The sequence below is a fragment of the Thermoanaerobacterium sp. RBIITD genome, from assembly GCF_900205865.1.
In the GTDB taxonomy this organism is placed as follows: domain Bacteria; phylum Bacillota; class Thermoanaerobacteria; order Thermoanaerobacterales; family Thermoanaerobacteraceae; genus Thermoanaerobacterium.
Genome location: NZ_LT906662.1, coordinates 1,327,001 through 1,351,360 on the forward strand (window position 1 = coordinate 1,327,001; position 24,360 = coordinate 1,351,360).

Below are 24,360 nucleotides of genomic sequence, written 5' to 3' on the forward strand. Positions count from 1 at the left end.
ATTTCAAATAAGTTCACATTTATTTTACTTTATCACAAAAAGTTTTTATAAATTTACAACTTACATATTTTGATGATTAACTTGTTTAAATTATATTAATTATTGCTATCATCAAATATTAAAAATGTTTTACCTCATAAAAATAAGTGCATTTGTCAAGTGAAAAATTAGTGTAACATAGACAAAAAAAAGGGTCATTATGAGTAATTTTTTATGGATACTTGAATCAACAAAAAGTGATAAATTCCCATACAGGCTTAGCATCAAAAAAGACGATACGACACTTTTATCATTGTTTGTACAGAATAAATGGCCTGGTGCAGGAAGTCAGATATTTTGTCTTAGAGATACAAGCGAGCAATCTAATGAATGGACATTAAGGTTTTTCCAAGCCATTATATCACACGAAAGCGAATCAATACCTGATGTAGTTGCAGAAGAAATATCAAAATATCAAACGAAGAATGATTTTACAGGCGGAATTTATTATGACATTAGAAAAGAAATTCTTGAAAATATTAATGGAGATTTTACAATAAGCGATTTAAGAAATAAATTTAGTAGTGCTAATGACTCAACAATTAGAAAGGTACTAAATGACCTTAAAAAGGAAGGTTTAATAATTAATCATGGCAGGGGAAAAGGCAGCACTTGGACAAAAACAATAAAGTAAAAATATGTTCTTATGTTAATATGAATGCTACAAAAAATATAAGCTTTTTCTTTTGAAGAAATCAGTATGTTACAACCTCATCAAATCGTTCAGTATAGTTTTATATTAACTCATAAAGTTTTTCCTTAACCGCATTGATAATATGCTTCTTTACTGCACCAAACCTGCTTATTACAATACTTTGGGATAAAGTGTATATTTTATCAACCCTTATGCAAGAATCTACTTTTAAGACCCCTTCATCAAGGTCGTCACTGGTCAGCATAAAAATATAATCTTTTACTGCCACGTTCGAAGTAATAGCAGCAACCACTATATCTTCTGTTTTAATGTTATAATCATCATTGGATAAAACAAGAACAGGGCGTTTTTTATTCGAAGTCAAATTACTGAATGGAATGGGAATTAGTAAAATATCTCCTTGTTTAAACATTGTTCCATACCTCATCATCAACATCATTTTCCCAAAAACCTATACTGCTCTCACTGGAAGACAATAAATCTTTGAACTCCTGATTATCCTGTTTGTTTTTCAAAAATAAAATAAAATCTATTACTTCTCGCATTTGACTTTCTGAAATTTCATCAATTAATTTTAATAAAATGCTCTTACTTACATTCATTAATCTCACCTCAAAATTATTATACCACAATTACTTATCAATGTTTACAACTACAGCTTATATTAATATTATCATGATTTTCCCTCATCTTTTTATAATCATAATTTTCGTCAAATTGTATTTTCCCTTTTAAATCCATTAGGTTCTTTCTTTTATGGTTTTCTATTAATTCTTTTAAAGCTATATTGACAATTTCTTTCTTAGTTTTTATCCTAGTTATTTTCAAGGCTTTTTCGATAAGTTTATCATCTATAACAATATTTGTCCGCATCATCATACACCTCCGTATGTGTATTTTAATTCACATATACTTTTATCAATATGAAAGTTTTGAAGAACGGTTCGTAAGCTTAGCACATTTGTATATTTAATTGTCTTGTTATTGTATCATTTTTGACAATCATAACAATGTACGTGATATCTTACCAAATTAATTTATATTCTTTAGCTTTTGAAAAAAATCGCTTTTCTAAATCTTTTATTCTTGGCCTTAAAATATTTTCATCTAAATGTTTTATTTCAGCTATCTCACTAAATGTCATTAAAGGCATGTCTATACCCCAATGCATTTTTAATAATTCTTTTTCTTCTTCGGAAAATTCTTTTGATATCTGATTAAAATTTTCTTTAATAAATTTCAATAATTTTTCAAATTTCACTCTATCCTTTTTAAGTGGTTTTGGTGCTTGTTCATCAGGTATAAAATCACCCATTAGCATATTATCTGATTCATTGTCATTTTCTATTTTTTTAAGTATTACTTTTTTCCTTCTGGTACCCATAATTATACACCGCCTATATTATTTTATGGCCAAATATGTATTTGACTTGAGTACATAGTTCCTATAACATCAGCATGACCTGGAGCTGAAAGTACATAATAATTTCTACTCATATACGATCCTATTGTTTTATCTATCCCGAAAATAAATACCAGTAAAAAAGAAAAAAACACAACCACCTAAACCCCCAGATAAAGTAGTTTTTTAAAACTTTCTCTGAGTTTAGGTTAAAAATTATTTAATGTTTTTTATGCTATGCTTTCCACGGTGATCTTTAACCCTAGTGCTTCTAATTTTTTGATAGTTTGTTTTACAATTGTATTTTTTTTACGTTCTTCGTAATAATTAGCACCCAGTTCAATGTAAGTCTGCTTTCGCTTTAAGATATAATAAATAATTGTTAGAATGCTATGTGCAACGGCAACAGCGGCTCGATTGGATCCCCTGCGTGCAGCAATACACTGGTATTGGGCCGATAAATAGGTATCTTTTGTGCGGGCAACAGCTCTTGCGGCTTCAACTAATACTGAACGTAATTTTTTATTACCTTTACGTGTTTTCCCTGACTTCCTTTTTCCAGCGCTAATTTATTATTTCCCTTTTTTAAACCAACCATGCAAAAAAGAGAACAATTTATATAGAAAATATAATATTATTACAATCAGTGCTAAATTAACTGTAGTAAATATAATAGTCACAATATTCGTTGATGACATTAATATAGCCCTCCTTTAAGGGTTTGTAAAAGTATACTCATGAACTTCGTGTCTTGAGTACAATTTTACGACACCATTTACTAATAAATAATAATTAACAGTTCCTTCTACATGAGCTTTTAAACCTAACCCACTATTGACAATAGAACCATAAGAAAGATTAGAATCTGGAATCCATTCTATCCACATGGTAAAACCTGTTAAGTCCGAAGATACTCCATAAACTTGTGTATAAATATTTTTTCTTAGCGAAGAACTATACTTATAACCATATTTAACTCTTATGTTAAACCATGCATAAGGAGAAAAAATATAAGTAGAATAAACGGCACTTCCAAGATTCATAGATTGTTTATTACCAGAAATACTATCAATATTTAATTTACTTTGCTTTACATTATTTAAATTTGTAGAAGTAGAAAATCGATTTAGAATTTTATCCAATTCAGCAGCATCTTTAATTTCAAGTGGTTTAATATTTTTAGGTATTTCACTAATTGTTACCTCTTTTAAATTATATTTTTTAATAACATCATTAAAATTCATATTCATATTGACAGATTGATTCTGAATAATATTTGTTTTGTCATCTTGTTTATAAAGATCAGCAGCAAAAGCTAAATTTAATGTTGAAATTGTAAAAAATGTCATAGTTAATATAAATAGAAACAAATTTTTTAAAACTTAAAATTTGATTTAACATAATTAACAACTTCCATTTTTACTAAAATAGTTTGTGTAATTCTCCTGTCTAATTGATATATATATGTTAGTAAAACCATTCTAGATAAAAAAACTCTTATCAGATTTGATGTTATTATAAAAAATTATATCATTTTCTGAAATTTCACTCATCTCCTAAAATCCTTAATAAATTATATAAATTTATCTTTGCATTCGAGAACTTACCGGTAATTCTCTTGATTTCATAATATATCCAATTCATAAATATGTTGTTAAACAGCAAGATATCACATCCTGAAAAATTAAGATTAATTAAGCTGACTTATCCTAAAAAGTATAAAGATTAAACAATCACTAAACATTGTTTTTACTCAAAAATTCACATTATACAATCATAAAATATATTATTCTAAAACCATAGTCATACAGTTTTAAGTATATTCATCTTTGGGTTTTACGCTTTTTGGGTAAATGCCATCTTGAATGTACCTTCTCCCCCGGATTGAACCGGGAGAAAGTTGTTTTATGGCACCAACCCTCTCCGAAGTGCTCGGGTTGCACCCCTGCATTTCCCTATCCCCTCCGGAGAAGAAGATACACTCATATATCCAATTATTCTGTAATATTTATATCACTTTGAGCTCTAAATACTAGCTCACCATTTATAGTTTTTTGACTTTCTTTAGCTCCTAATATCATTGACATTTCTGCAAGTAAATTAATTTTTCTTAAATATCCATTTGTGCTTGAATATATTAATTCAATTGCGTCATCAGTAAATATTGTTTCATTGCATCCTGCACATTTTAATCTGGATGTTATATATTCTTTTGTTTCATCTTTGTTTAAACCCTTAAATGAATAATTTAAAACTATTCGCTGCCTTAATGCTTCATGTGCTTGTCTATTCAACTGTATAATTAATTGTGTTTGTCCAGACAATATAAGTAATGCATAATTTTTTGTGTCCATGTCAAAATTAAATATAATACGTAAATCATCAAGGATTGAGTTGCTTATGAACTGGGCCTCATCAACGATGATAACGGGAGTTATGTTCTTTGAATGATAACTTAATATTACATCCTGTATCTGGCGAAACATATCACATTTTCTATGCTTCGGTATTAATCCTAGACCGTCAGATAAATACCTGTAAAAATCCATAACGGTAAGTGTTGATATTGGTATGTACACAACCTTGTACATATTAGGATTTAAAGAAGTTACAAAACATTTTAGTGTATATGACTTACCAGATCCAGGATCTCCTGTTATTAACCCAAATCCTTTTTTATCTTTTAAAAATTCTAATCTGCTCATTGCTTGTATATAATCCTGTGATTTGTAGTGATATTTCACATCACAGTCTTTAGAAAATGGATTAAATGTTAATCCATAATATACATTGAACATTGTTTTTCCTTCTTTCTTCATTTACAAAGAAAAGTCTATTTCTTTTCTTTTTATCTTAGAATTATCAATTTTGTTTACTGGATGTATTGTTTGTAAGAGCTTACCGTCTTCGCTAACTCTTTAATGATTTCATCAGCAACATATGTAGTGCCATGTCCATCGATAAATACTTTTTTTAAAGAAGTTAGAATAACAGATAAAGGATAGATAAAATATGGCACAAGAAAGTCCGGTATTAAAGCATGTGTCTTATGACATACAGGACAAATGACTCTTGCTATGGTAATATCTACGCAATTATTATCGATAAAGACACCCCTGCAGTAATAACCATGCCTGTGCAATTTACCGTTGTAAGTGCAATTAGGACATCCAGATGGTGTATCTATGTACAAATATGATTGATTCATTTTCGATATATTCATGTATATTTTTAACTGGAAAGGCTATAATTATCATTATGATACCTTTCTTGGGGAGGTAATTATTTTACCGCCCCATTATTTTTTTCTATAATTGTAGGCAAGATTAACCAATCTTATACATGAATACGAAAATTAATTAATTTTACATAACGGATAAGGTTAAATTATTTTGCTTTTTATGGTGCTTTTTATAATGAAATAATTTGCTGTATAACAATTTACTGTATGGGGTTCGGGTAGTGTTGGACTTCGTTTTGTTTTGCAAACTCGTCCGCCCCAATTCAGCCTCTTATCTGGTTTTTGTTCATCAGACCGAGATTTTGCCTACCGCTTCCTTCAGATTCCACCTCACGATGGACACCCTTGCTTTTGGCTAGTAGTTCCCGTGACCTCGCCCACAGCGGACTTTCACCGCCAAGTTATCGCCAATGCCGGGCGCACATAAACAAAGGACAGATTAATATCTGCCCTTTATATTTCATGTATTTATGAATTAATTTATACTTTCAATTCCCGGAAAGTACATCAAATCTGCGCCAAATTCTTTGTACAGATTTTTATCTTTTACATTAATTCTAGATACAACTTTCTTATCAGGACCAATTACATCCCACGTATCATCGCTTTTTAGATGTATTGCACCTAATAGCTTATTATTTTTAAACGCGCATATTAAAGGTTCTACATTTGTATCTGTACTTATAGGAAGGCTTAAAATCAATACGTCTTTGTATTTTCCAACAGGCAGTATATCCTTAGAATAGTCCGGCTTAAAGCTTCCTTCTTTTACAATGCTTCGGCATTCTTTCGCAACATCATCAAGTAGAGTTGCCTTTTTGGTCTTAAGATCAACTTCTCCCAAAGTTTTAAAGCATTGGATATAGTATTTAGAACCTACAAGCATTGTGTTATTCGGACAAGGTGTATAAACAACGCCACCACCGGGAAGCCTTACCTCCTCCCAGCTTATCTTGTCAATGTTGTCTACATTGCACTTGGCAATATATATATTGGAATGTGTCTCAAATGGATAATCAAAGATAAATGTTATATTACCTGTTTTGCTGTCATAATCTATAAAGCAGAGATGATTATATTCACCTACTGTAATGTCATTGCCTTTGTCATCCTTTGTTTTATACAGAAATGATACATTCTTTTCGATTACATCGCTGCCATTGTGTAAGTATAATGTATAGTTTTTTACTTTTTTAATTGGTTCAGGATTGTCATCCAAATTCTCTTTAGCTTCAATGTCCTTGCCGTATACCATACCCACATCATTGCCTTTGACAAAATCTACTTTGTCTTTATATTCATCTGTTGGATAAGAAGTCTTTCTCAATACTATCCTGCCATCTCCATTCCAAAATAGAGGTGTGACAAAATTGGGGTCTTCTGAGACATAGACCGTCTTTTCAGTTAAATTTACTTTAGAATTATTCAAATCCCAATAAGCTAACATTGCCGAATGTTTATTATCTGGCTCATTTGTATATATCAAAAAAGGTATTTTTATCTCTCCAATGTCGCTTTTAGGGCTTTCTTTTTCTGTGACTTTAGTATTGTCTACAATATAACAACCTGTAGCAATAAATATAAGTGCAAAGACCATCAAAAAAAATTTTTTCATAAAGAACAAAAACTCCTTTCTAAAAAATTCATACAAAGAAGAAGCTTATGTTGCTTCTTCTTTGTATGAATTAAACACTCTTTAATCCTAATTCCACAGTACATAATATTCATAGGTTGATACATTTGAGTAATTTACCTGATTTCTATCATTTGTATGTCCACTAAATTGCCTTGTTAAGGAGATTTCCAATTGATGATAAAGACAAACGACAAAAACAAAAGATTTAAAACTAATACAACCAAAATGATAGATAACAACCATTTGAAAAATTTATCCAAACCCATTCACCTCAGTTCTTCCAGACATCGCCGTTTCGAGTAACACTTACTCTTAGATCAACATACTCATCTTGTACAACCAAACCATTCCCCTCATACTCTATGCCCCAGTGAAAATTACCTCTTGCATAAGCTCTGCAGTATTCTCCGTTATTTATAACTGTAGTACCAGTTTCCCAGTTTGATACTTGCCAGGCTGAAAGGGTACCTCTTTCATAATAACCCCATAAACCTCCAGCATACCAAGCTTTACTTCCATCATAACCAAAATTTGCTTCAATATGAACGTGAAACAGTAAATTGCCTAATACTGCTCCATAGTAATAACGGTCATTTGAAGCAAATTTGTATTTAGGAGCATATGTTAGGGTTGAATTTTTGGTTTGATCATAAAGAGCAGACGAGAGAACCGGTCCGGACGTTAAAGTCTCCAAAGCAACAGTTCCATCATTATAAAAATATATGCTATTTTGCTTATCGAGATAAACCACTTTTATGAGCGAAGGTTTTTCTACATTTTTGATATTAGAAAGTTTATTTTCACTCAAAAAATTTTCTAATGATGATTTAACATTCTTTGACGAATGACTTTTAAGGTATTCGATCAATTTCTCATTTCTTAAACTTATTTCTTTCTTCATTTGTGCATCACTTATACTGGTTTGTTTATCGGCATTTGGAACTAATTGCACACCAGAATTTTCCTCAACTTTATCGGCAAAAACAGAACTAAAAGTCGAAACCGAAAGAATTGCAACAACAAGAAGCATTACAACTAATTTTTTAGCACTTAGATTCTTTTTCACATTATACACTCCTTCTCAACCTATACATTTTTTAATTTAAAGTAGCAATTCAAGTTTTAAATACCACCTCCATTTTTTATTCGCTCTGACACTTCTGCTGCTTTAAGTTATTCTGAAAAAATTGCCAGTCGATGTTTGATTTCATTATATGTTTCTTCCAAAATTGTGTCAACTGACCAAAAGTACTAATTTTTTTAGTACGAAAGTACTAAAGCATATTATATCAAGTCCATCTTTGCCGCTTTATATATACAGTCTTTTACATTTTTCACGTTTAATATTTCAAAGATCTTATTCTTGTGATATTTTACATTGCTTATTGATCTATTAATCATTTTTGCAATCTCTTCATCTGTCTTTCCTTCCGCTGTCAGTTTCAAAATCTTTAGCTCTACTTCTTCCAATTTTTCCTCTATCATTTCCTTTTTAAGTAATATAAAATTGTATTCTGTATATTTTGCCATCAAAAACGCCGTAATCACACATTCATCAGTAAGTCCATTCATACATGAAATATCGATTACACCTATCAATTGCCTTTTATTGTCAAAGATAGGTACAGCTATGCAGTCTATCTCTCTGAGGCACTTAAGATAATGTTCATTCTTTTTGACAAATGCAATTTCTCTTTCATTTAAAACAATCGATACTGCATTTATTCCTGTAAATTCTTCTTTCAATGGAACACCTATATTTAAATTAGAAAAACTACTTTTGTTAGCACAATCAAATCTATTATTACGCCATTTTCGTCTGTCAATAGACATGTATAACTTTTAAATTCGCCATTAATCTTAGATATTTCATGAATGCTTTTTCTAAAGGCTTTAATTAGCAACTTTTTCTCATCGGAAATATAAAGATCTGATACAAACATAAACGGTTTTGCGTCTTGATGAAGTCCCCTTCTTGTACATCTTCTCCATGCTTCATCAAACAAATGTTTATGAGTATCATATTTTATAACTTCATACTCCATCTCGATCTCCCTTATTACAATAAAGTTAAAATATTAACAACTTTTAAAATGTGCCAAATTTATTTTTGTATTTTTTGTATTTTTTCTATAAATCATATTTCTATAAAAATTTTTAAATTCCTTTTAATGTAACCAAAACTTAACATTTCTTAATAAATTCTTAATGTTTTTAATAAATTTTTTAATTTTTTATCAATAATAAACAAGGGACAGATTTATATCTGCCCTTTAGAAATAAGATTAATTGCAAACCATATCTGATTATTCAATTTTATTCTCAACATTATTAATATAGTTCGCCATAAAAGATACTTTTCTAATTCCTCTTTGAATTATAAAGCCCAATATTAATCCAATAATATTCAATATAACATCATTAACATCAGATGTATGATTGGGATACTTTGTTAAATAATCAATAGTAAATTGAGCAATTTCTATAAATACTGAAACACACAAACCCACTAATAACGTATAATTAAATTTATTCATATTTCTATATATTATCGGTACAAAAAAGCCAAACAGAATAAAAAGTATAATATTCCCAACCACATTTTTTATAACTATATTAATTGGTTGTGATCTCATAAGAATTATTATATCTTTCATAGGAACAATATTTACATTTGGAACATAATTGGGCATAGGTGGATAAAATGTGATCGGGAAAAACACTATACTTATTAGTTCAATTGCGTATATAATAAACCCTGTCATAAATGTGGCTATAACAATATTTTTTGTCGACTTAAATTCTTTTATAATAAGAGGAATGAAAAAAATAAACAAAATAACTTTTAATCCTATCGGAAAATTTATCCCCAAAATAATCCATCTCCTGAATATAACTTAAATAATCTTTAATGTATTATTTGTCAATCCTGGTGCATAGTTCCATAACCGGCGTACTGATTAATTTAAATATGCATTGCCATTTGAACCTGAGTTAAAATCATATTCCATTGATTTTTCATATGCAAATACTTGGCTGCATAATATTAATACTATCAATACTGAAATCAACTCCGAAGCAAACTTTTTATTATTAAAAATATTTATCATAGTACATCTTCTCTCCTTATACATTATTTTTATTCTTAATAATATCTTTACTATTGTACATTAGTATTTTTACATCTTTTAAAGCTCATCAATCCAATTCTTACATCTGAGAACTTACCGGTAATTCTCTTGACTTCATAATATATCCACTTCATAATTATGTCAATTGACCAAAAGTACTAATTTTTTAATACGAAAGTACTAAAACGGTATTTATTGTATGAAAAAAGTTGTAATGACCTTATTATTATAATAAAATTGTTGTGTAATAAGCAATTTTTGTGAAAAAGCTTGTAAAATAATAGTCTTTATCCTCATAAAAAAACACTGTATCAATAAAGAAAAGAGACAAACAAGAATGTACAAACACACACAAATATAAAAAGATTATAGAGGGAGTAAAATACAACGGAAATAAGATGTTAAGAGACATAAAAAGACCAGAGAAGATTAGGAATGCTGCATAAATTGCACCGCAGTGGTGATGATACACCGCAGTCTCTCGTCAGTCAAGGGCAAGAACCACGTCTCAGCTTTGCTGCGTTTCACTTCACAAAGCTGACCCTTGACAGCCTCGCTCCTGCGATGGTTTGGATAATTAAGCGGTGCCAAAAATAAAGTAAATAAAGTCTTAAAACTCAATTTAAAAGATTCGAAGATTGACAAAGAGAGCCGGAATTGTCAGGTTGGTAATTTCACCATAAGGGCTTAAGACCCAGCAAGGGAGCATAACTGACATCCACCTCATGTAAGGCAGAACGAAGGAATTAAGGACAAAGATCCTGTGAGACATGGGAGGGTATGCCACATGAGCTTAAGTGGAATCCATAGGCCAAAATATGGGAAAAACAATAGAAGCTTATTTGGGTCACCTATCACATGTAAAATTAATGAATAAATAGTATTAATATACATGAGGGCTCCTTTGGAGATCATGAAAATCTGAGAATGAGTGAGATATTAAAAGAAAATCAAAGATTATAGAGGGAGATGTTTTTATTTATGAAAATAAGAACTTTTTTAGTATTCGTTTCGATATTATCGATTATTATTGTTTTTGCAGGATGTAATTCGAGCCAAAAAATTACAACAACTAATCCTTTAAAAATTACTCAAAATGATAAAAAAATTATATTAAATTATCTGGATACAAAAACAAATGACATTGCTTATCCAAATAAAGGAAAAATGTATAGTGCATTCGAGCTTTTAGGGACAGACAAAGACAAAATTTACATCTGGTTAGTTAAAGAAGAATATATAAAGACAGGAACTAATCTTGAAAGGGGGCAAGGTGTATCATTACCTGTAGTTCTAAAAATTAAAAAAAGCAGTAAAGGCATTTCAATTATCAGCCATGACTTTCCTAAAGATGGAGTAAACTATAATAAAGATGTAAAAAAATTATTTCCGGCTAATATTAGATTCCCAAATAATGAAGAAATCAAAAATCTTGTAAAAGTTATTGAAACTCGGGCAGAAGAAGATTTAAAAAATAGTCCTATAAAATAGCTGGATATAAGAATATTTTCTTATGTCCGGCTATTTTGGAATATATAACTATATAGTCATTATTTTTAAATACACATATTAGCAGTATACAGATCTGAGGCTTAAGCGTCATCATAGCCTAGAAAAAATTTTTTCACTTGTTTTTTTGCTTGTCACTTTTATACCTTTTCCAATTTATAAAAGTATTTATAGATAAAACTACAAAAAGCAAGAGCAATAGCCAATTTGTTATTGTGAGTGATTTATTTAATTCGTGTAATGCTTTTTAATTATCTCCTAAAACTAAATTACATAAATATGGTAGAATGTTCTCTCTTCTATAGCATTCGAAGAGAAAGTTTAGTTCATTTTTTCTTTTAGGTAAACGTCTATTAAACTCTTCAATAAATTCTTCTTTACTTAAATTATTTTCAGTGCTTTTATTAAATGCCCACTTTAACAATCCCTCAAGTTCTTGTATTTCATAAGCTGTATATTTATTGAGAAGAGCATATGTGCTGAAATTTTTTGCAAGTGGTTCTCCTTTTTCAGAAGCTATGCGAAGCAATGCATCGGTTAATAATCTGTTTTGTGATTCCAATTCCAGCACTCTCTGTTCTAACTCCAGTACTCTCTGTTCTAAGCTATCCATAAAGTTATCCCTCCTAAAGATTAAAAAACTCCCCAATCTATAATATATTTTAGACCAAGCCCTATTCCTTTTGCAATGCTATAAGGTACACCCAATCCATTCAAAAAAACCGTTACTTGATCTTCAATCGCTTGAAGTGCCAAATCTTCCCATGTAGAAAGCTCATCCAATTTATTTGCAATCTTGATAGAATATTTTCTTAGATATTTTGCAGCTTCTTTATTAATATAAGTTTCCATCCATTCAGCTATTTTATCTATTGCACTTGATCTTAACATTCCAGCAATTCTTTTTACAGATAGTTTTAAAGCTTTACCTTTTAAACCTTGTGGTTTAATAGTGCCACTTTCTTCTACACTTGTGTCCTTTTTTTGTGCATATTTTGCAGTCATTGATCCATTCTCGACTTTTTGTTTGTCAATTGGATCATTTTCAATAGTTGTATATACTCTGTTGTCATTAATTGATTTCTTTAAATTTGTATCATTGAACGTTGGATTAGCAGCATAAACTGAACTCAAAGTTGAAATTGAAAGAAGTGCTACAACTAAAAACAATGAAACGAATTTTTTCAAAGTTAAAAACCGTTTTATCATATATTAACATCTCCCTCCCTTCCTTTTAACATAAACTGTTAGATGCTACCAGTAATTCTCTTAGCTTCATAATATATCCACTTCATAAATATGTCAATTGACCAAAAGTACTAATTTTTTTAATACGAAAGTACTAAAACGGTACTTGTCGCATGAAAAAAGTTGTAATAAGCTTCTCATTATAATAAAATAAATGTGTAATAAAATCATATTTAGGAAAGGGTCATTATGAGCGATCTTTTATGGGTACTTGAATCAACAAAAAGCGATAAATTCCCATACAGGCTTAGCATCAAAAAAGGCGATACAACACTTTTATCATTGTTTGTGCAGAATAAATGGCCTGGTGCGGGAAGTCAGATATTTTGCCTTAAAGATACCAATGAACAATCCAATGATTATGAAGTCATTGAGAAAGTACCAATTATATCAATTGATCGATATGGCAAGCGGCTATCTGTGGTCTTAGACCGCGGTGTAAATAAAAGGTGTGAATTTCTCTTCCTGAAAAAGAAATATAAAAATAAAAAAGGGGAATATGAACAGATATTTTGGAGAACACAGCAAGGCTTAAAGGAGCACAAACCTCGTGTCAAGTTGACTGCAAAAGGAAGCAATGATCTTCACATATTGATTGATGCAAATGAAAAATACCCCTGGAAATTTACCAATTGCATTGTTGAGAGAGTACAGTTGCCAGCAGGTGATTACGCATTGTTTTACAATAATGAAATAGAGGCCGTCGTAGAAAGAAAAAGTTTTGAAAACTTTAAAGCCGACATCGCCAATTTGCCAATTTTACATCAGAAGCTGGGTGAATTGGAAAAATATAAGCATTCGGCACTTGTCATTGAAGCCAACTATTCAGATTACTTAAACCCTGACAAATTAAGCATTTATACGCCATCATATATGGCTAAAGTGATAGCTGAGATTTTTGTATTCCATCAAAAATTTCAAATTATCTTTGCTGGCAACAGAAAGTTGGCTAATGAATGGACATTAAGGTTTTTCCAAGCCATTATATCAAACGAAAGCGAATCAATACCTGATGTAGTTGCAGAAGAAATATCAAAATATCAAACAAAGAATGATTTTACAGGCGGAATTTATTATGACATTAGAAAAGAAATTCTTGAAAATATTAATGGAGATTTTACAATAAGCGATTTAAGAAATAGATTTGCTAATACCCCAGACTCTACAATCAGAAAGGTACTGAATGACCTTAAAAAAGATGGTTTAATAATTAGTCAAGGCAGGGGAAAAGGCAGCACTTGGACAAAAGCACCGTGAAAAGTCTATATGTACCTTAAAGTAAGCTTATCAATATTCTTTTAAGTTTTTGTCAACTTCAGCAATATAAGAAAAATCTTTGTCATCATGTAGAAGGTATAAATTATTTTCAATTGCAGTCTCTGCTATAAGCAAGTCAATGGTACTACGTATTGTAATTCCTTTCTTTCTGCAAACAAAATAAAGTTTTGCTGCTGCTTCGTAGGATTTCATACCATTTTTTAAATCATAAAACCTCTGTGTACTTAAATATTCTTTCAATAATTTAAATTCTCTATCTGATTTTGCTCCTTGCAAAACTTCCTGATATATAAAAAAATTTATACCAAACGGCACACCATTTTTTATTACGTCTTCTAATTTTTCTACTTGCTTATTATTTATACCTTTAAAAAAAGCTATCAAAACTGATGTATCAACTAATATCATGATTTTCCCTCATCTTTTTATAATCATAGTTTTCGTCAAATTGTATTTTTCCTTTTAAATCCATTAGATTCTTCCTTTTATGGTTTTCTATTAACTCTTTTAACGCTATATTGACAATTTCTTTCTTTGTCTTTATCCCTGTTATCTTCAAAGCTTCTTTAATAAGTTCGTCATCAATAATGATATTTGTCCGCATAATAATACACCTCCGTATGTGTATTATAATACACATATACTTTTATGTCAATGTGAAAGTTTTGAAGAATAGTTCTTAAGCATAATACATTATAAAGCCAACTGCCCATATTATCACCAATCAATTTCTAATACAAGCTGTAACGATAGCCTAATTCTACGATTTTTCTTAAATAATATGTGCTGCCTGGTATAGACAATACACTGCGGGCTGAACTGTCTAATAAACCAACTGTAAATAATGTAGCTTTCATTTTAATAGTCGTAGTTCCGCTTGTCTCGATCTCTGTTGTAGGAAAGCTTCCTGTCGTTGAAATAGCACTTGCATGTGGATTTTCCAGCTTCCAATCGCCATCGCTTGCTTTTTCCCAGTATGCTTTATCAATGCTTTCTATCTGCCTGAAAGAGCCGTCAGAATAAACAGTTAAAACTGTATAGAGTCTCGTCACTGCAGATCCGTCAATTCGCTCTTTGTAAATGGTCAGCTTTGAAATTTTACTAATATCATTTAACTTATCTAAGATGTCTGATTTAGATACAGGTTCTGCCTTTTCGCCATATGCCTCTATAAACTTGCCAGTATTTTTATCAAAAACCTCTACTCGTGAAAACCCACCTGACTCTGTCCTTGAAATGTTTACTTGAGAAATATCATACGGCACATTCGTATATACGTCTTTCAATTTTATCTTATTTTCATTTGCCGTTTTAACTTCCTTTGCCAAAGTGTTTTCAGTATTGACATCTGTACTATTTTTTTGAGAATTGACATCAACTAAATCATAGGCAATGACAATCAATAGAGCCAAGGCAATAAATATCAAAAAATATATTATCTTTTTCATCTAAAATCTACCCTCACAAAGTTTTAGATTAATTTCATAATATATTTACTTCATAAATATGTCAACTATCCAAAAGTACTAATTTTTTGTAAAATCATGCATGTTTTAGTAAGAAAAAACAGCCTCATAACAAGGCTGTTTTAAATTGCATCTTCATCTTCCATCTACTGTATTTCTGCGATGAACTTTCTTGTTGTAAATACGTAGAATATTCCATATACCAGCGCAAAAACTAATACACTTATTGCTGTTGGCACAACTAAACTATATTTCATCATATCACTTAATACTGAAATAGCAACAGCGCTGTGAATTACTCCTACTATCAATGGCAGTATAAAGAAGATGCCTACTTGCTTTGAAATTGAGCTGTATATTTCAAAATCTGTAGTTCCCAATTTCTTTAATATCTCATACTTATTTTTATCCCTAAAAGATTCACTCAGAATCTTAAAATAGATTATGCTTCCGGTTGCAAATACAAATACTAAAGATAAGAAGGAACCTACAAAATAAATAATCCCTGCAAAATTATAAAATGATGCGCCGGCCATCCAATAGGTATACAACCTGGACTCCCTCGGCAATACTCCTGCAAGCTCATAAGTTAAACCTTTTGTTTCATCCGGATTGTCCAATATAATTCCATTAAACTGCTGCTCATAAAAATGTAATTTCAATTGATCATACTCTTCATCATTGACGACAATGCATGGATATGGCAGTCCATTCCCAAAAAGAGGGACTTTGGTATCTACTTTTATATCGTAGTTTTTCCCATTTAACTTAATACTATCTTCTTTTTTTAAAATACTCATCATTGTAGTAGGTCTCTCTATATAACCTGCCTCATCATCTGATAAATCAAACTTTGATAATATATTTTCTCTATTTTGGACTTTTAAGTCTGATAAAATGGTTTTTAAATCTGTAAGTCTTGCTACTACAAGTTCATCATCAGGTATAAATAAGAAATTCGCTTTCTCTTTAAGTTTTACTTCATGTCCTGAATCCTTGATGATTTTATCAACTTTTGCGATTATATCTTTGTCTTCTGAAATATAAGAAACAGTATAGGGAACTTCTATTTTGTGATTCTTTTCTACATAGTACTTAACAGAGCTTACAGTTCCAAAACAAGTAATACATGTTGTTATCAATATTGCTACTGCCGCCAGTGTTCTATAATTATTTTTTATCCTAAATGCTATATTAGAAAAGCTTACAATGTTTACACCTTTATATAAAAAGCTCTTTCTATTTATATAATGCCTGATTACCATAGAGAAAAAAGAACCGAATAGCCAGTATGTACCCCATGTAATTAAAAGTATTGTTGCCAACAGTGCTTTTCCAAAGCCAAATTTCAAATAATTGTGGGCGATGTAATACCCTATCCCGATTATAATTATTGAAGCTATCCCTTTAAAGTAGTTGACTTTTGGCAGCTCTTCTTCTTTTTTTAGTGAATTCAACAATTCTATGAGGTTAGTTCTGATAACATCAAAATACCCTTTTAAAAATGTAACGGCCAAGATAATCGAATAAGCAATTATTGTTTCAACAATAGCTTTCATTGATATAAAAAACTTAATTGTTATATTTAAAATGGCTACTTTTGCAAGCACCATCATGAACAATTTGCTAAATAGTATTCCGATTATCAGTCCGATAGCTAAAGATAATATTCCCATCAGCAGCCCTTCCGAAGCGAAAATAAAAGCTATCTTATAGTTATCAATACCCATAAACGCATATACGCCTATTTCCCGTTTCCTCTGATTTAAGAAAAAATTGCTTGAATACACTATAAAAAATATCAAGAACATCATCATAAGCGTAGAGGCACTCACGGACGCCCCTCCTATATAACTTGATATATCTTTATATTCTAAAAACTGAGGGTTATACCTCATCGATAAAAAATTATAATAAGCACCTACGGAAAAAGTCATCGCCATAAGGTACAATCCGTAAGTCTTTACATTTCTTTTGAAATTTATGATAGCCATTTTAAAAGAGTTCATCTGTGCCACCTCCCATAGTGCCGAGAAAATCTATTATCCTTTTAAAGAATTCTTTCCTGGATGAATCTTTGTCTATTCTTGCATGTATTTTCCCGTCTTTAATAAATAAAATTCTCTTACAGTAACTTGCTGCAAATGCATCATGAGTAACCATAATAATAGTTGTACTGAATTTTTCATTCATCATTGACAAGCATTGCAAAAGCTCTTGAGAAGACTTTGAATCCAACGCGCCAGTAGGCTCATCTGCAAAAACTATCGAAGGTGATGTAATAAGTGCCCTAGCCGCTGCGGCTCTTTGTTTCTGACCTCCTGACAATTGATACGGATATTTTTTTAATTGCTCATAAAGCCCAAAGAAACTGCTTAATTTCTCAACTTTTTCTTTTATTTCTTTTGCATTTACTTTTGAAAGAGCAAGCGGCAGTGCTATATTGTCCTCAACAGACATACTGTCCAATAGATTGAAGTCTTGAAATATAAACCCTATGTTGTTTCGCCTAAATATAGATAGCTCCTTATTTTTCATATTTAATACACTTTTTCCCTCATAATATATTTCTCCGGAAGTAGGTCTATCAATTGTAGATAACATATTCAAAAGCGTAGTCTTTCCCGCTCCGGACGGACCCATAATGCCTAAAAATTCTCCTTTATATACTTCTAAATCGATATCGTCTATAGCTCTAAAAACCATTCCTTTTGAGCCATATTCTTTTCTTAAATTTTTTGTCTCAAGTACAACATCCATATTATACCCCTCCACATTCTATTAGAAAAATTCTCTCCCAATTAAGGAGAGAACAATTATTAAATACATTTATATTCTATATTTTTTACTGTACCTGTACCATCGCTTATGGTGACAAAATTAATGTTAATATTACATTTTTGTCACATTGAAGTAATCAGCCATTTTATAAAAAATTATCGTAAATTCTGTATACTGTGAGACTTGAGACGATACTTCAAGTTTTATGTTCAACTTATCTGCAATCTTTTTGCATATATAAAGTCCCATACCTGTTGATTTGCTCGTCTTTCTTCCATTATCTCCTGTAAATCCCCTGTCAAAAATTCTTCCTATATCTTTATAAGGTATCCCCATTCCATTGTCTCTTATGAAAAGCCTTGTACATTCATCATTTTCTTTTGCATAAATCTCGATTCTCCCTTGTACATCCACATATTTACAAGCGTTATTGATTATCTGCTCTATTATGTAGAAAATCCATTTGCTATCTGTGAAAACGTTGAAATCCAAATCGTGCATTTCCAATTCTATCTTCTTAGATATAAAAGAATTGACATTGTTTTTTATTACACTTTTAACTATTGAATTAAGATTTACCTCTTCGATTATAAAATCTTCTGAATAGCTTGAAGCCCTGCTGGTATATAGCACTTGACTCACAAGAAAATTTATCCTTTCTAGCTCCTGTCTAAGCTCTCCCGCTATATCAGATAAACCCTCTTCTTCAATTTCATCAGCTATAAGCTCACATACTGATAGTGGTATTTTTATTTCGTGGATCCATTTTGTAACATAGTCATTAATCTCATTCAAATTATCTTTCAATTCTTTTATTTCTTTTAATTTTTCTTCATTTTTTAAATTCACTGTTTCTCTTATAAGCACTTCTTCTAATTTTTCGCCATTTGGTAAAAATCCGTCAATATTTTCTTTGTTATGTAGAGCATTTCTAAAGTCTTTATAAGCATTTATCCATTTTATATAGCCTACGATTAAAAATGCAAAGAAGATAGAAAATATGAGCACATTCATATAAATAATATCTTCTATTGTTTTATTCAAAGCTGTACTGGATATCAAAATCAAATTCACAATCAAGATTATTGCTAGAAAACACAGAATTGTCCAAAATAAATCTTTTAGGTATCTTGAAAAGCTCATGGTATCATATATCCCTGCGACTTCTTAGTTACAATGAAATTTTCTAATCCCGCATCTTCTAGCTTTTTTCTTAGCCTATTTACATTAACCGTTAAAGTATTCTCACTAATAAAATACTCACTTTCCCAAAGTGCCCTCATAATCCTATCCCTTGATATTATTTTGCCTCTATTTCTCATAAGTAATTGAAGTATTTTAAATTCATTTTTAGTCAATTCTAGTCTCATACCATCATATGTCAGTGTTCCATCATTTATATTTAAAATAGCCCCATTACATTCTATTATTAGTCCTTCATTTTCCCCATAAGAATAAGTTCTTCTAATGACAGCTTGTATTTTAGCCAGTAATACATCCATGGAAAATGGTTTTGTAACAAAATCATCTCCCCCCATATTAACTGCCATTATGACATCCATATTGCTATCCCTGGAAGACAAAAATATAATCGGCACTTTAGATATTTCCCTTATTTTCTTACACCAATAAAAACCATCGTAATATGGTAAGTTTATATCTATAATCACCAAATGAGGATTATGATTTGCAAATTCTCCCAATATATTATCAAAGTTTTCTATAGAGACCGTATCATAGCCCCAATTTGAAATGGCCTTTTTTATATTGTCACAAAGCGCCTTATCATCCTCAATTATAAGTATTTTATACATATTTACATCAACCTTTTTTATGGTTTATTTAATTTAGGCTCGGCAACAATTCCTCGTTCTCTACTTCCAAACATAATTCTATTGCTTATTTATTTCTCGTGAGCAATTTCTCATATGTTTTTGCCTTGGCATAATACAATTATCACACCAACATTATTATAGCACAATAAAATCTAATAATGTTCCTATATTTGTATCACTTATGGTACGTCTCGCCGTATCACTCATTACCTCAAACGCAATTATGAGTATACACTCTCGATTTAATTATGCCTCTCCTGTGAGAATTTCATAGGGTTCTTTTTGCAGAAGCCCATAGTTGTATAATATCCGTGCCGCTTCCATGCCGAACTGTTCCAAGTCGTTTCCGCCAAACCTTGCGCAAAGATAATCCCCTGGAAAGCACCGATGTGTTTTTCTTACTATTCTATCATATCCTATACAACTCCTTTTTTTATAAGATGAAGATATTATAAGTATCAGATTTTATAATTAAAAGCATTATTAGCAGCAAAAAGGGAGATCCCGCTTTTAAATAAATCTCCCTCAAAAATACTGTCTTAATTCTCTTACCAGTTCAAACACAGTAGTTGCTGGTTTCATCTTTGCTTTTGAATGCATGTTTCCAATCTCCTCATGCATTTTGAGAAGTTTTTCGCTCCATTTGATTGCTTGGTCAACATTTCCATATTGGGTAAGCAACTCAAAAATATCTTTCATATTCTTTTCATACTTACCTATGCCAAATTGCTTAAAGTACCTTGTAAGCTTCTCACAATACTGCTCTCTGGTTATACCAGCATTCAAATATTCAAAATGCAAAAGAAACCATAATTCTATGGCTTCATTTGACCACCCTGTCTGATAGCCCTTGCTATGAGCTTGTTCGATAGCACTGTTAAACTGGTCGTCGGAAAAACTGTCCTTGTCAAAAATGACCCAGACATGGCCGTATGGCATTACTGACCTGTTGATGATATATTCGGTAAAGCTCACCAAATCATTTGTGTTCCTGCCAGTTCCCTCAATGTCCATTTCTATTTGCTCTTCAACCCTTACACTCTGGCTGTACTGTTCATTGATTTTTCTTTTAATGCCTTCAAAATAATTCGGTTCTGTTTTCTTTCCCTCGCAAACAATCAGGTATCTATTAGGAGCCCTTTTTTTAGCATTTTCCTTTCTTTCCCTCCTATGACGCCTTCTTTTCTTAAACAGTTCCTCACGATCGCTCCCCACTCGTTTGACCCCCCAAAATATCAAATTCCTTTAATAAAGGGACAGCCCCATACCTTCCAGACAGGTAGTCCTTATAATAAGTCGCATCATTCCTGACTTTGCTGTCATCCTCCAACTTATATTCCACCAGAGAATACAAATCGGAAACACCTTCTTCATCCTTTTCTACAAACCAGATTTCATCTCTTCTAAAAACATCCCTCGTAAGAGTGAATGTATCGTGGGTAGTATACACCAACTGTGCATTGTTTTTATTGATGGAGGGATCGTGAAACATTTTAATAATATATCTGACCAAATAGGGATGTAGTTTTGCATTCAGTTCATCAATGAACAAAACGCCCCCGTTTCTCATAACATCCCAAAAGAAATCAAACAGGCAGAACATTTTTTGAGTACCGCTTGACTCCTGATCAAAAGGAATTTCTACATATTCGTTGCTGTTTTTGATTTTATGCCTCGAAAATACCCTGTATCCTTCCAGGTCATCCTCACTTTTATTTCTACCGATTTTTTCTACCCTGATTCCTCTAATGCCTGTATCAATAGCAACCAGGAATTTTTCAATACTGTTTTTATAGACTTCATTCTCTAAAATCTCTGGAGAAATACTCCTCGAAATTAATCTCTCAAAAGTAATATTTCCAAAATCGACCGCCGAGTTATTCAAAAACCACTGAAATACAGTCTTGGAGACTTTAACTTTCGTCTTCGCCGTTAAAGTCAAAAACAGAGTTTTATCCTCAACCGAATCCTTGAATTTTTCTGCTTCATCCATCTTTTTTCCGCATTCGACCTTGTTTCCAGACCGTTCAAACAACGTTTCATATTTTTTGCCACTGGCTCTTTTGCAATAAAGCCATTCTTCGTGGATTTTTTCTTTATCTACCGAAAAGCCATATTGGTATTCTACATCATTATGGATAAAGAACACTTCAAATTCGGAAGGCTTATTCTTGCTAATACTGTCAAAAGCAAACCCTCTTACTGGAATAGTCTTTCTATCATGCTTATTTTCTATGCTCTCCGATCCTAATGAGGTGATAACAAAAAAATGCATAAAGGAAAAGGCTTCAATGACATTAGATTTTCCGCTTGCATTGGCACCATAGATTGCTGCAACCTTCAAATATTTCTCCCCTGACTTTGTTTCAATCAGATTATAGGGGTGTTCTTTGATGGATGTTGCTGTCATATCTAATGTTGCTTCATTTTTAAATGATTTAAAATTTTTAAAATTAAATTGTACTAACATATATTCCACCTTCTCATAATTTAATGTTATTATACACTATATCTTATGAATTATCCATAGATTATGTGAAAATTTCTCATAAATTATTTTATTATAATAATTTATACCCATGTATTTAATAAATTATTCGTGTATTTCTCATTTTTAACATTGATGAAACAAGATGCTTTTGCTATAATAAAACTGCGGAAAGTCTTAAGCTACAAGACTTTATGGGTATAAAGCCATAATACAGTAAACTATAGATAAGGCAGGAGTGGTTAAATAAATTATAGATACAAAAATAATATGGAACATGAATGACTGGCTGCTGCACCTGATAAGGACAAGAAAAGGGCTTATTGATACGATAACTTTTAAATACCCAATGCGTAATGGCTTTAAAGATGTATCCAAACGGATAATTTCCACTTCGAGTGGGCAACACAGAAATTACTGGAAGTTTCTATAGATTAAAACTATGTGAAGTATCGGAATCTGTAGTCCAAAAATCTTTATTTAACCTCTTTGTTATTTCCTTATATCTACTACTAATTGTATCTTTATTATCAGCTTTAAAGTTATCACAAAAATCCTGAAAAATCTGTGAAACACTCATAATATATACCTCCTATATGGCAAAATTACTATTATATATTTAAATTCTCTAAAACATACCAAAATCCTTCTATTATCAACTTTTTATTTGAATTTGATATACTAACTCTTCCATGCAGCATCTATCCCCAAAAGTACACTTTTTAGGACATATTGTTCTTATATCCCTAAATCCTTCTTTTATAATATTTAAACATCCCAAAAATCATCTTGACGTTTTATGATACTTTTCATAGAATCATACTGAAGGTAATGAATATTATGAAAATTGGCTATATTAGGGTAAGTAGCAAAGATCAGAAAGAAGAAGACTTTGAGGATATTGTAGATAAAATGTACATAGATAAAACAAGCAGAAAGGATACCAATAGACCATGTCTTCAGGAAATGCTTTCTTTTATTAGAGAAGGCGATGTATTATATATTGAAAGTATCTCTCGTTCTGCAAGAAATACAAGAGATTTCCTTGAACTTATGGACACATTCAAATCCAAGGGGGTTGGGGTTATTTGTCTTAAAGAGCCAATTGATACTACAACTCCATCTGGAAGAATGATGGCAACAGTATTTGCCAGTATGTATGAGATGGAAAGAGAAAATATAATGCAGCGTCAGCGTGAAGGAATAGACGTTGCAAAGCAAAGAGGAGTAAAATTTGGGCGACCAAAAACAAAAATTCCGAAGGATTTTGAAAAAACTATAAAAAGATAGAGGGATAAGGAAATCACAGCAGTTAAAGCTATGGAATTATTAGGTTTAAAGCGTAACACCTTCTACCGTTTAGCACATGAATATGAAACCAATTAAAAGGCGTAATACCCTTAAATTTTTTGGAGTAAAATTAAATATTCTGCAAAATACATCATTAAATGAAGGGGCTTCACAAAAATGTGAGGTTCCTTTTGTTTTTTGATGTGATATAATATATCTTAATAAACTATAATTCTAAACGGATGCAGCCATGAATGATTTAAAGAAAAAGGAAATCAAAAGAGCATATATCTATACACGTGTTTCAACCGAGGAACAAGCACAGGGTTTCTCTCTCGAAACATAGTCCGATGACATAAAA

General features: G+C 31.1%; 30 protein-coding genes and 1 pseudogene. 4 read left to right on the forward strand and 27 right to left on the reverse strand.

The genetic code is table 11. The annotated features are described in order from the left end of the window. Nucleotides 1-199: 199 nt before the first annotated feature. On the forward strand, nt 200-673 hold the full coding sequence (locus tag CPG45_RS06050) for a hypothetical protein (RefSeq protein ID WP_096231088.1): 474 nt from the start codon (nt 200-202) through the stop codon (nt 671-673). Nucleotides 674-773: 100 nt separating this feature from the next. Here the strand turns inward: CPG45_RS06050 and CPG45_RS06055 are convergent, their stop codons facing one another. The 15 genes and pseudogenes from CPG45_RS06055 to CPG45_RS16790 form a co-directional block, all read right to left on the reverse strand. After that, a complete protein-coding gene (locus tag CPG45_RS06055) occupies nt 774-1,106 on the reverse strand; it encodes a type II toxin-antitoxin system PemK/MazF family toxin (RefSeq protein WP_096231089.1) in 333 nt (110 codons plus the stop codon). Further along, entirely contained in the window at nt 1,099-1,296 is a 198-nt protein-coding gene (locus CPG45_RS06060; protein WP_096231090.1) for a DUF2281 domain-containing protein, read from the reverse strand. The genes CPG45_RS06055 and CPG45_RS06060 overlap by 8 nt, the downstream gene beginning before the upstream one ends. A gap of 37 nt (nt 1,297-1,333) precedes the next feature. After that, on the reverse strand, nt 1,334-1,567 hold the full coding sequence (locus CPG45_RS06065) for a type II toxin-antitoxin system VapB family antitoxin (protein ID WP_096233505.1): 234 nt from the start codon (nt 1,565-1,567) through the stop codon (nt 1,334-1,336). 151 nt (nt 1,568-1,718) lie between these two features. Then, a complete protein-coding gene (locus tag CPG45_RS06070; RefSeq protein WP_231969028.1) occupies nt 1,719-2,078 on the reverse strand; it encodes a hypothetical protein in 360 nt (119 codons plus the stop codon). A 248-nt stretch (nt 2,079-2,326) separates the two neighbouring features. Then, nucleotides 2,327-2,662 (reverse strand): annotated as a pseudogene (locus CPG45_RS18170) (transposase); the annotation flags it as partial. 6 nt (nt 2,663-2,668) lie between these two features. Then, complete coding sequence (locus CPG45_RS17890; RefSeq protein WP_255405146.1) at nt 2,669-2,794, reverse strand: hypothetical protein; 126 nt, start codon at nt 2,792-2,794, stop codon at nt 2,669-2,671. A gap of 15 nt (nt 2,795-2,809) precedes the next feature. Beyond that, complete coding sequence (locus CPG45_RS06080; protein ID WP_096231092.1) at nt 2,810-3,466, reverse strand: hypothetical protein; 657 nt, start codon at nt 3,464-3,466, stop codon at nt 2,810-2,812. Between the two features lie 624 nt (nt 3,467-4,090). Then, on the reverse strand, nt 4,091-4,894 hold the full coding sequence (locus CPG45_RS06085; protein ID WP_013296615.1) for an ExeA family protein: 804 nt from the start codon (nt 4,892-4,894) through the stop codon (nt 4,091-4,093). Nucleotides 4,895-4,968: 74 nt separating this feature from the next. Next, nucleotides 4,969-5,319 carry a DUF6431 domain-containing protein gene (locus tag CPG45_RS06090; protein WP_502695805.1) on the reverse strand — a complete coding sequence of 117 codons (351 nt, stop codon included), beginning with the start codon at nt 5,317-5,319 and terminating at the stop codon, nt 4,969-4,971. 493 nt (nt 5,320-5,812) lie between these two features. Further along, complete coding sequence (locus CPG45_RS06095; RefSeq protein ID WP_096231093.1) at nt 5,813-6,952, reverse strand: hypothetical protein; 1,140 nt, start codon at nt 6,950-6,952, stop codon at nt 5,813-5,815. Nucleotides 6,953-7,244: 292 nt separating this feature from the next. Further along, nucleotides 7,245-8,039, reverse strand: a complete 795-nt coding sequence (locus CPG45_RS06100; protein ID WP_096231094.1) for a hypothetical protein — start codon at nt 8,037-8,039, stop codon at nt 7,245-7,247. A gap of 218 nt (nt 8,040-8,257) precedes the next feature. After that, on the reverse strand, nt 8,258-8,719 hold the full coding sequence (locus CPG45_RS17405) for a helix-turn-helix transcriptional regulator (protein ID WP_231969030.1): 462 nt from the start codon (nt 8,717-8,719) through the stop codon (nt 8,258-8,260). Nucleotides 8,720-8,733: 14 nt separating this feature from the next. Next, nucleotides 8,734-9,018: a hypothetical protein gene (locus tag CPG45_RS17410; protein ID WP_231969031.1), complete on the reverse strand. Its 285-nt coding sequence runs from the start codon at nt 9,016-9,018 to the stop codon at nt 8,734-8,736. Nucleotides 9,019-9,279: 261 nt separating this feature from the next. Next, entirely contained in the window at nt 9,280-9,846 is a 567-nt protein-coding gene (locus CPG45_RS06110) for a VanZ family protein (RefSeq protein WP_096231095.1), read from the reverse strand. Between the two features lie 87 nt (nt 9,847-9,933). Continuing rightward, nucleotides 9,934-10,083 carry a hypothetical protein gene (locus CPG45_RS16790; protein WP_157732339.1) on the reverse strand — a complete coding sequence of 50 codons (150 nt, stop codon included), beginning with the start codon at nt 10,081-10,083 and terminating at the stop codon, nt 9,934-9,936. 1,002 nt (nt 10,084-11,085) lie between these two features. On the opposite strand from CPG45_RS16790, the gene CPG45_RS06115 reads away from it, so the two are divergent. Next, nucleotides 11,086-11,595, forward strand: a complete 510-nt coding sequence (locus CPG45_RS06115) for a hypothetical protein (RefSeq protein WP_096231096.1) — start codon at nt 11,086-11,088, stop codon at nt 11,593-11,595. Between the two features lie 265 nt (nt 11,596-11,860). On the opposite strand, the gene CPG45_RS06120 is transcribed toward CPG45_RS06115, so the two are convergent. Together CPG45_RS06120 and CPG45_RS06125 are read right to left on the reverse strand one after the other, a co-directional pair. Then, nucleotides 11,861-12,226: a hypothetical protein gene (locus CPG45_RS06120; protein WP_096231097.1), complete on the reverse strand. Its 366-nt coding sequence runs from the start codon at nt 12,224-12,226 to the stop codon at nt 11,861-11,863. Between the two features lie 20 nt (nt 12,227-12,246). Next, a complete protein-coding gene (locus CPG45_RS06125) occupies nt 12,247-12,822 on the reverse strand; it encodes a YqxI family protein (RefSeq protein ID WP_096231098.1) in 576 nt (191 codons plus the stop codon). Between the two features lie 228 nt (nt 12,823-13,050). Here CPG45_RS06125 and CPG45_RS06130 point away from each other — a divergent pair, with 228 nt between their 5' ends. Next, on the forward strand, nt 13,051-14,118 hold the full coding sequence (locus CPG45_RS06130) for an ERCC4 domain-containing protein (protein WP_096231099.1): 1,068 nt from the start codon (nt 13,051-13,053) through the stop codon (nt 14,116-14,118). 30 nt (nt 14,119-14,148) lie between these two features. Here the strand turns inward: CPG45_RS06130 and vapC are convergent, their stop codons facing one another. The 10 genes from vapC to CPG45_RS16795 all read right to left on the reverse strand — a co-directional run bounded on the left by vapC (nt 14,149) and on the right by CPG45_RS16795 (nt 23,289). After that, nucleotides 14,149-14,547, reverse strand: a complete 399-nt coding sequence (gene vapC / locus CPG45_RS06135; protein WP_013299076.1) for a type II toxin-antitoxin system VapC family toxin — start codon at nt 14,545-14,547, stop codon at nt 14,149-14,151. Then, nucleotides 14,534-14,743: a type II toxin-antitoxin system VapB family antitoxin gene (locus CPG45_RS06140; protein ID WP_013299077.1), complete on the reverse strand. Its 210-nt coding sequence runs from the start codon at nt 14,741-14,743 to the stop codon at nt 14,534-14,536. Before CPG45_RS06140 ends, vapC begins: the two co-directional genes overlap by 14 nt. Nucleotides 14,744-14,870: 127 nt before the next feature. Beyond that, nucleotides 14,871-15,587 (reverse strand): hypothetical protein, encoded by a 717-nt coding sequence (locus CPG45_RS06145; protein WP_096231100.1) that lies wholly within the window; start codon nt 15,585-15,587, stop codon nt 14,871-14,873. A 164-nt stretch (nt 15,588-15,751) separates the two neighbouring features. After that, nucleotides 15,752-17,614, reverse strand: a complete 1,863-nt coding sequence (locus CPG45_RS06150; RefSeq protein WP_096231101.1) for an FtsX-like permease family protein — start codon at nt 17,612-17,614, stop codon at nt 15,752-15,754. Then, complete coding sequence (locus CPG45_RS06155) at nt 17,601-18,365, reverse strand: ABC transporter ATP-binding protein (RefSeq protein ID WP_096231102.1); 765 nt, start codon at nt 18,363-18,365, stop codon at nt 17,601-17,603. Before CPG45_RS06155 ends, CPG45_RS06150 begins: the two co-directional genes overlap by 14 nt. A 132-nt stretch (nt 18,366-18,497) precedes the next feature. Further along, nucleotides 18,498-19,529, reverse strand: a complete 1,032-nt coding sequence (locus tag CPG45_RS06160) for a sensor histidine kinase (protein WP_096231103.1) — start codon at nt 19,527-19,529, stop codon at nt 18,498-18,500. Beyond that, nucleotides 19,526-20,200, reverse strand: coding sequence for a response regulator transcription factor (locus tag CPG45_RS06165; protein WP_096231104.1), 675 nt, complete (start codon nt 20,198-20,200; stop codon nt 19,526-19,528). Before CPG45_RS06165 ends, CPG45_RS06160 begins: the two co-directional genes overlap by 4 nt. Before the next feature lie 546 nt (nt 20,201-20,746). Further along, nucleotides 20,747-21,436 carry an RloB family protein gene (locus CPG45_RS06170; protein WP_157732340.1) on the reverse strand — a complete coding sequence of 230 codons (690 nt, stop codon included), beginning with the start codon at nt 21,434-21,436 and terminating at the stop codon, nt 20,747-20,749. Then, entirely contained in the window at nt 21,420-22,691 is a 1,272-nt protein-coding gene (locus CPG45_RS06175) for an AAA family ATPase (protein WP_096231106.1), read from the reverse strand. Before CPG45_RS06175 ends, CPG45_RS06170 begins: the two co-directional genes overlap by 17 nt. Before the next feature lie 445 nt (nt 22,692-23,136). After that, nucleotides 23,137-23,289, reverse strand: coding sequence for an SMODS domain-containing nucleotidyltransferase (locus CPG45_RS16795; RefSeq protein ID WP_157732341.1), 153 nt, complete (start codon nt 23,287-23,289; stop codon nt 23,137-23,139). Nucleotides 23,290-23,549: 260 nt separating this feature from the next. Here CPG45_RS16795 and CPG45_RS06180 point away from each other — a divergent pair, with 260 nt between their 5' ends. Beyond that, the gene (locus CPG45_RS06180) at nt 23,550-23,999 is read left to right on the forward strand and encodes a recombinase family protein (RefSeq protein WP_197702844.1); all 450 of its coding nucleotides are present in this window, start codon (nt 23,550-23,552) and stop codon (nt 23,997-23,999) included. Nucleotides 24,000-24,360: the final 361 nt, after the last annotated feature.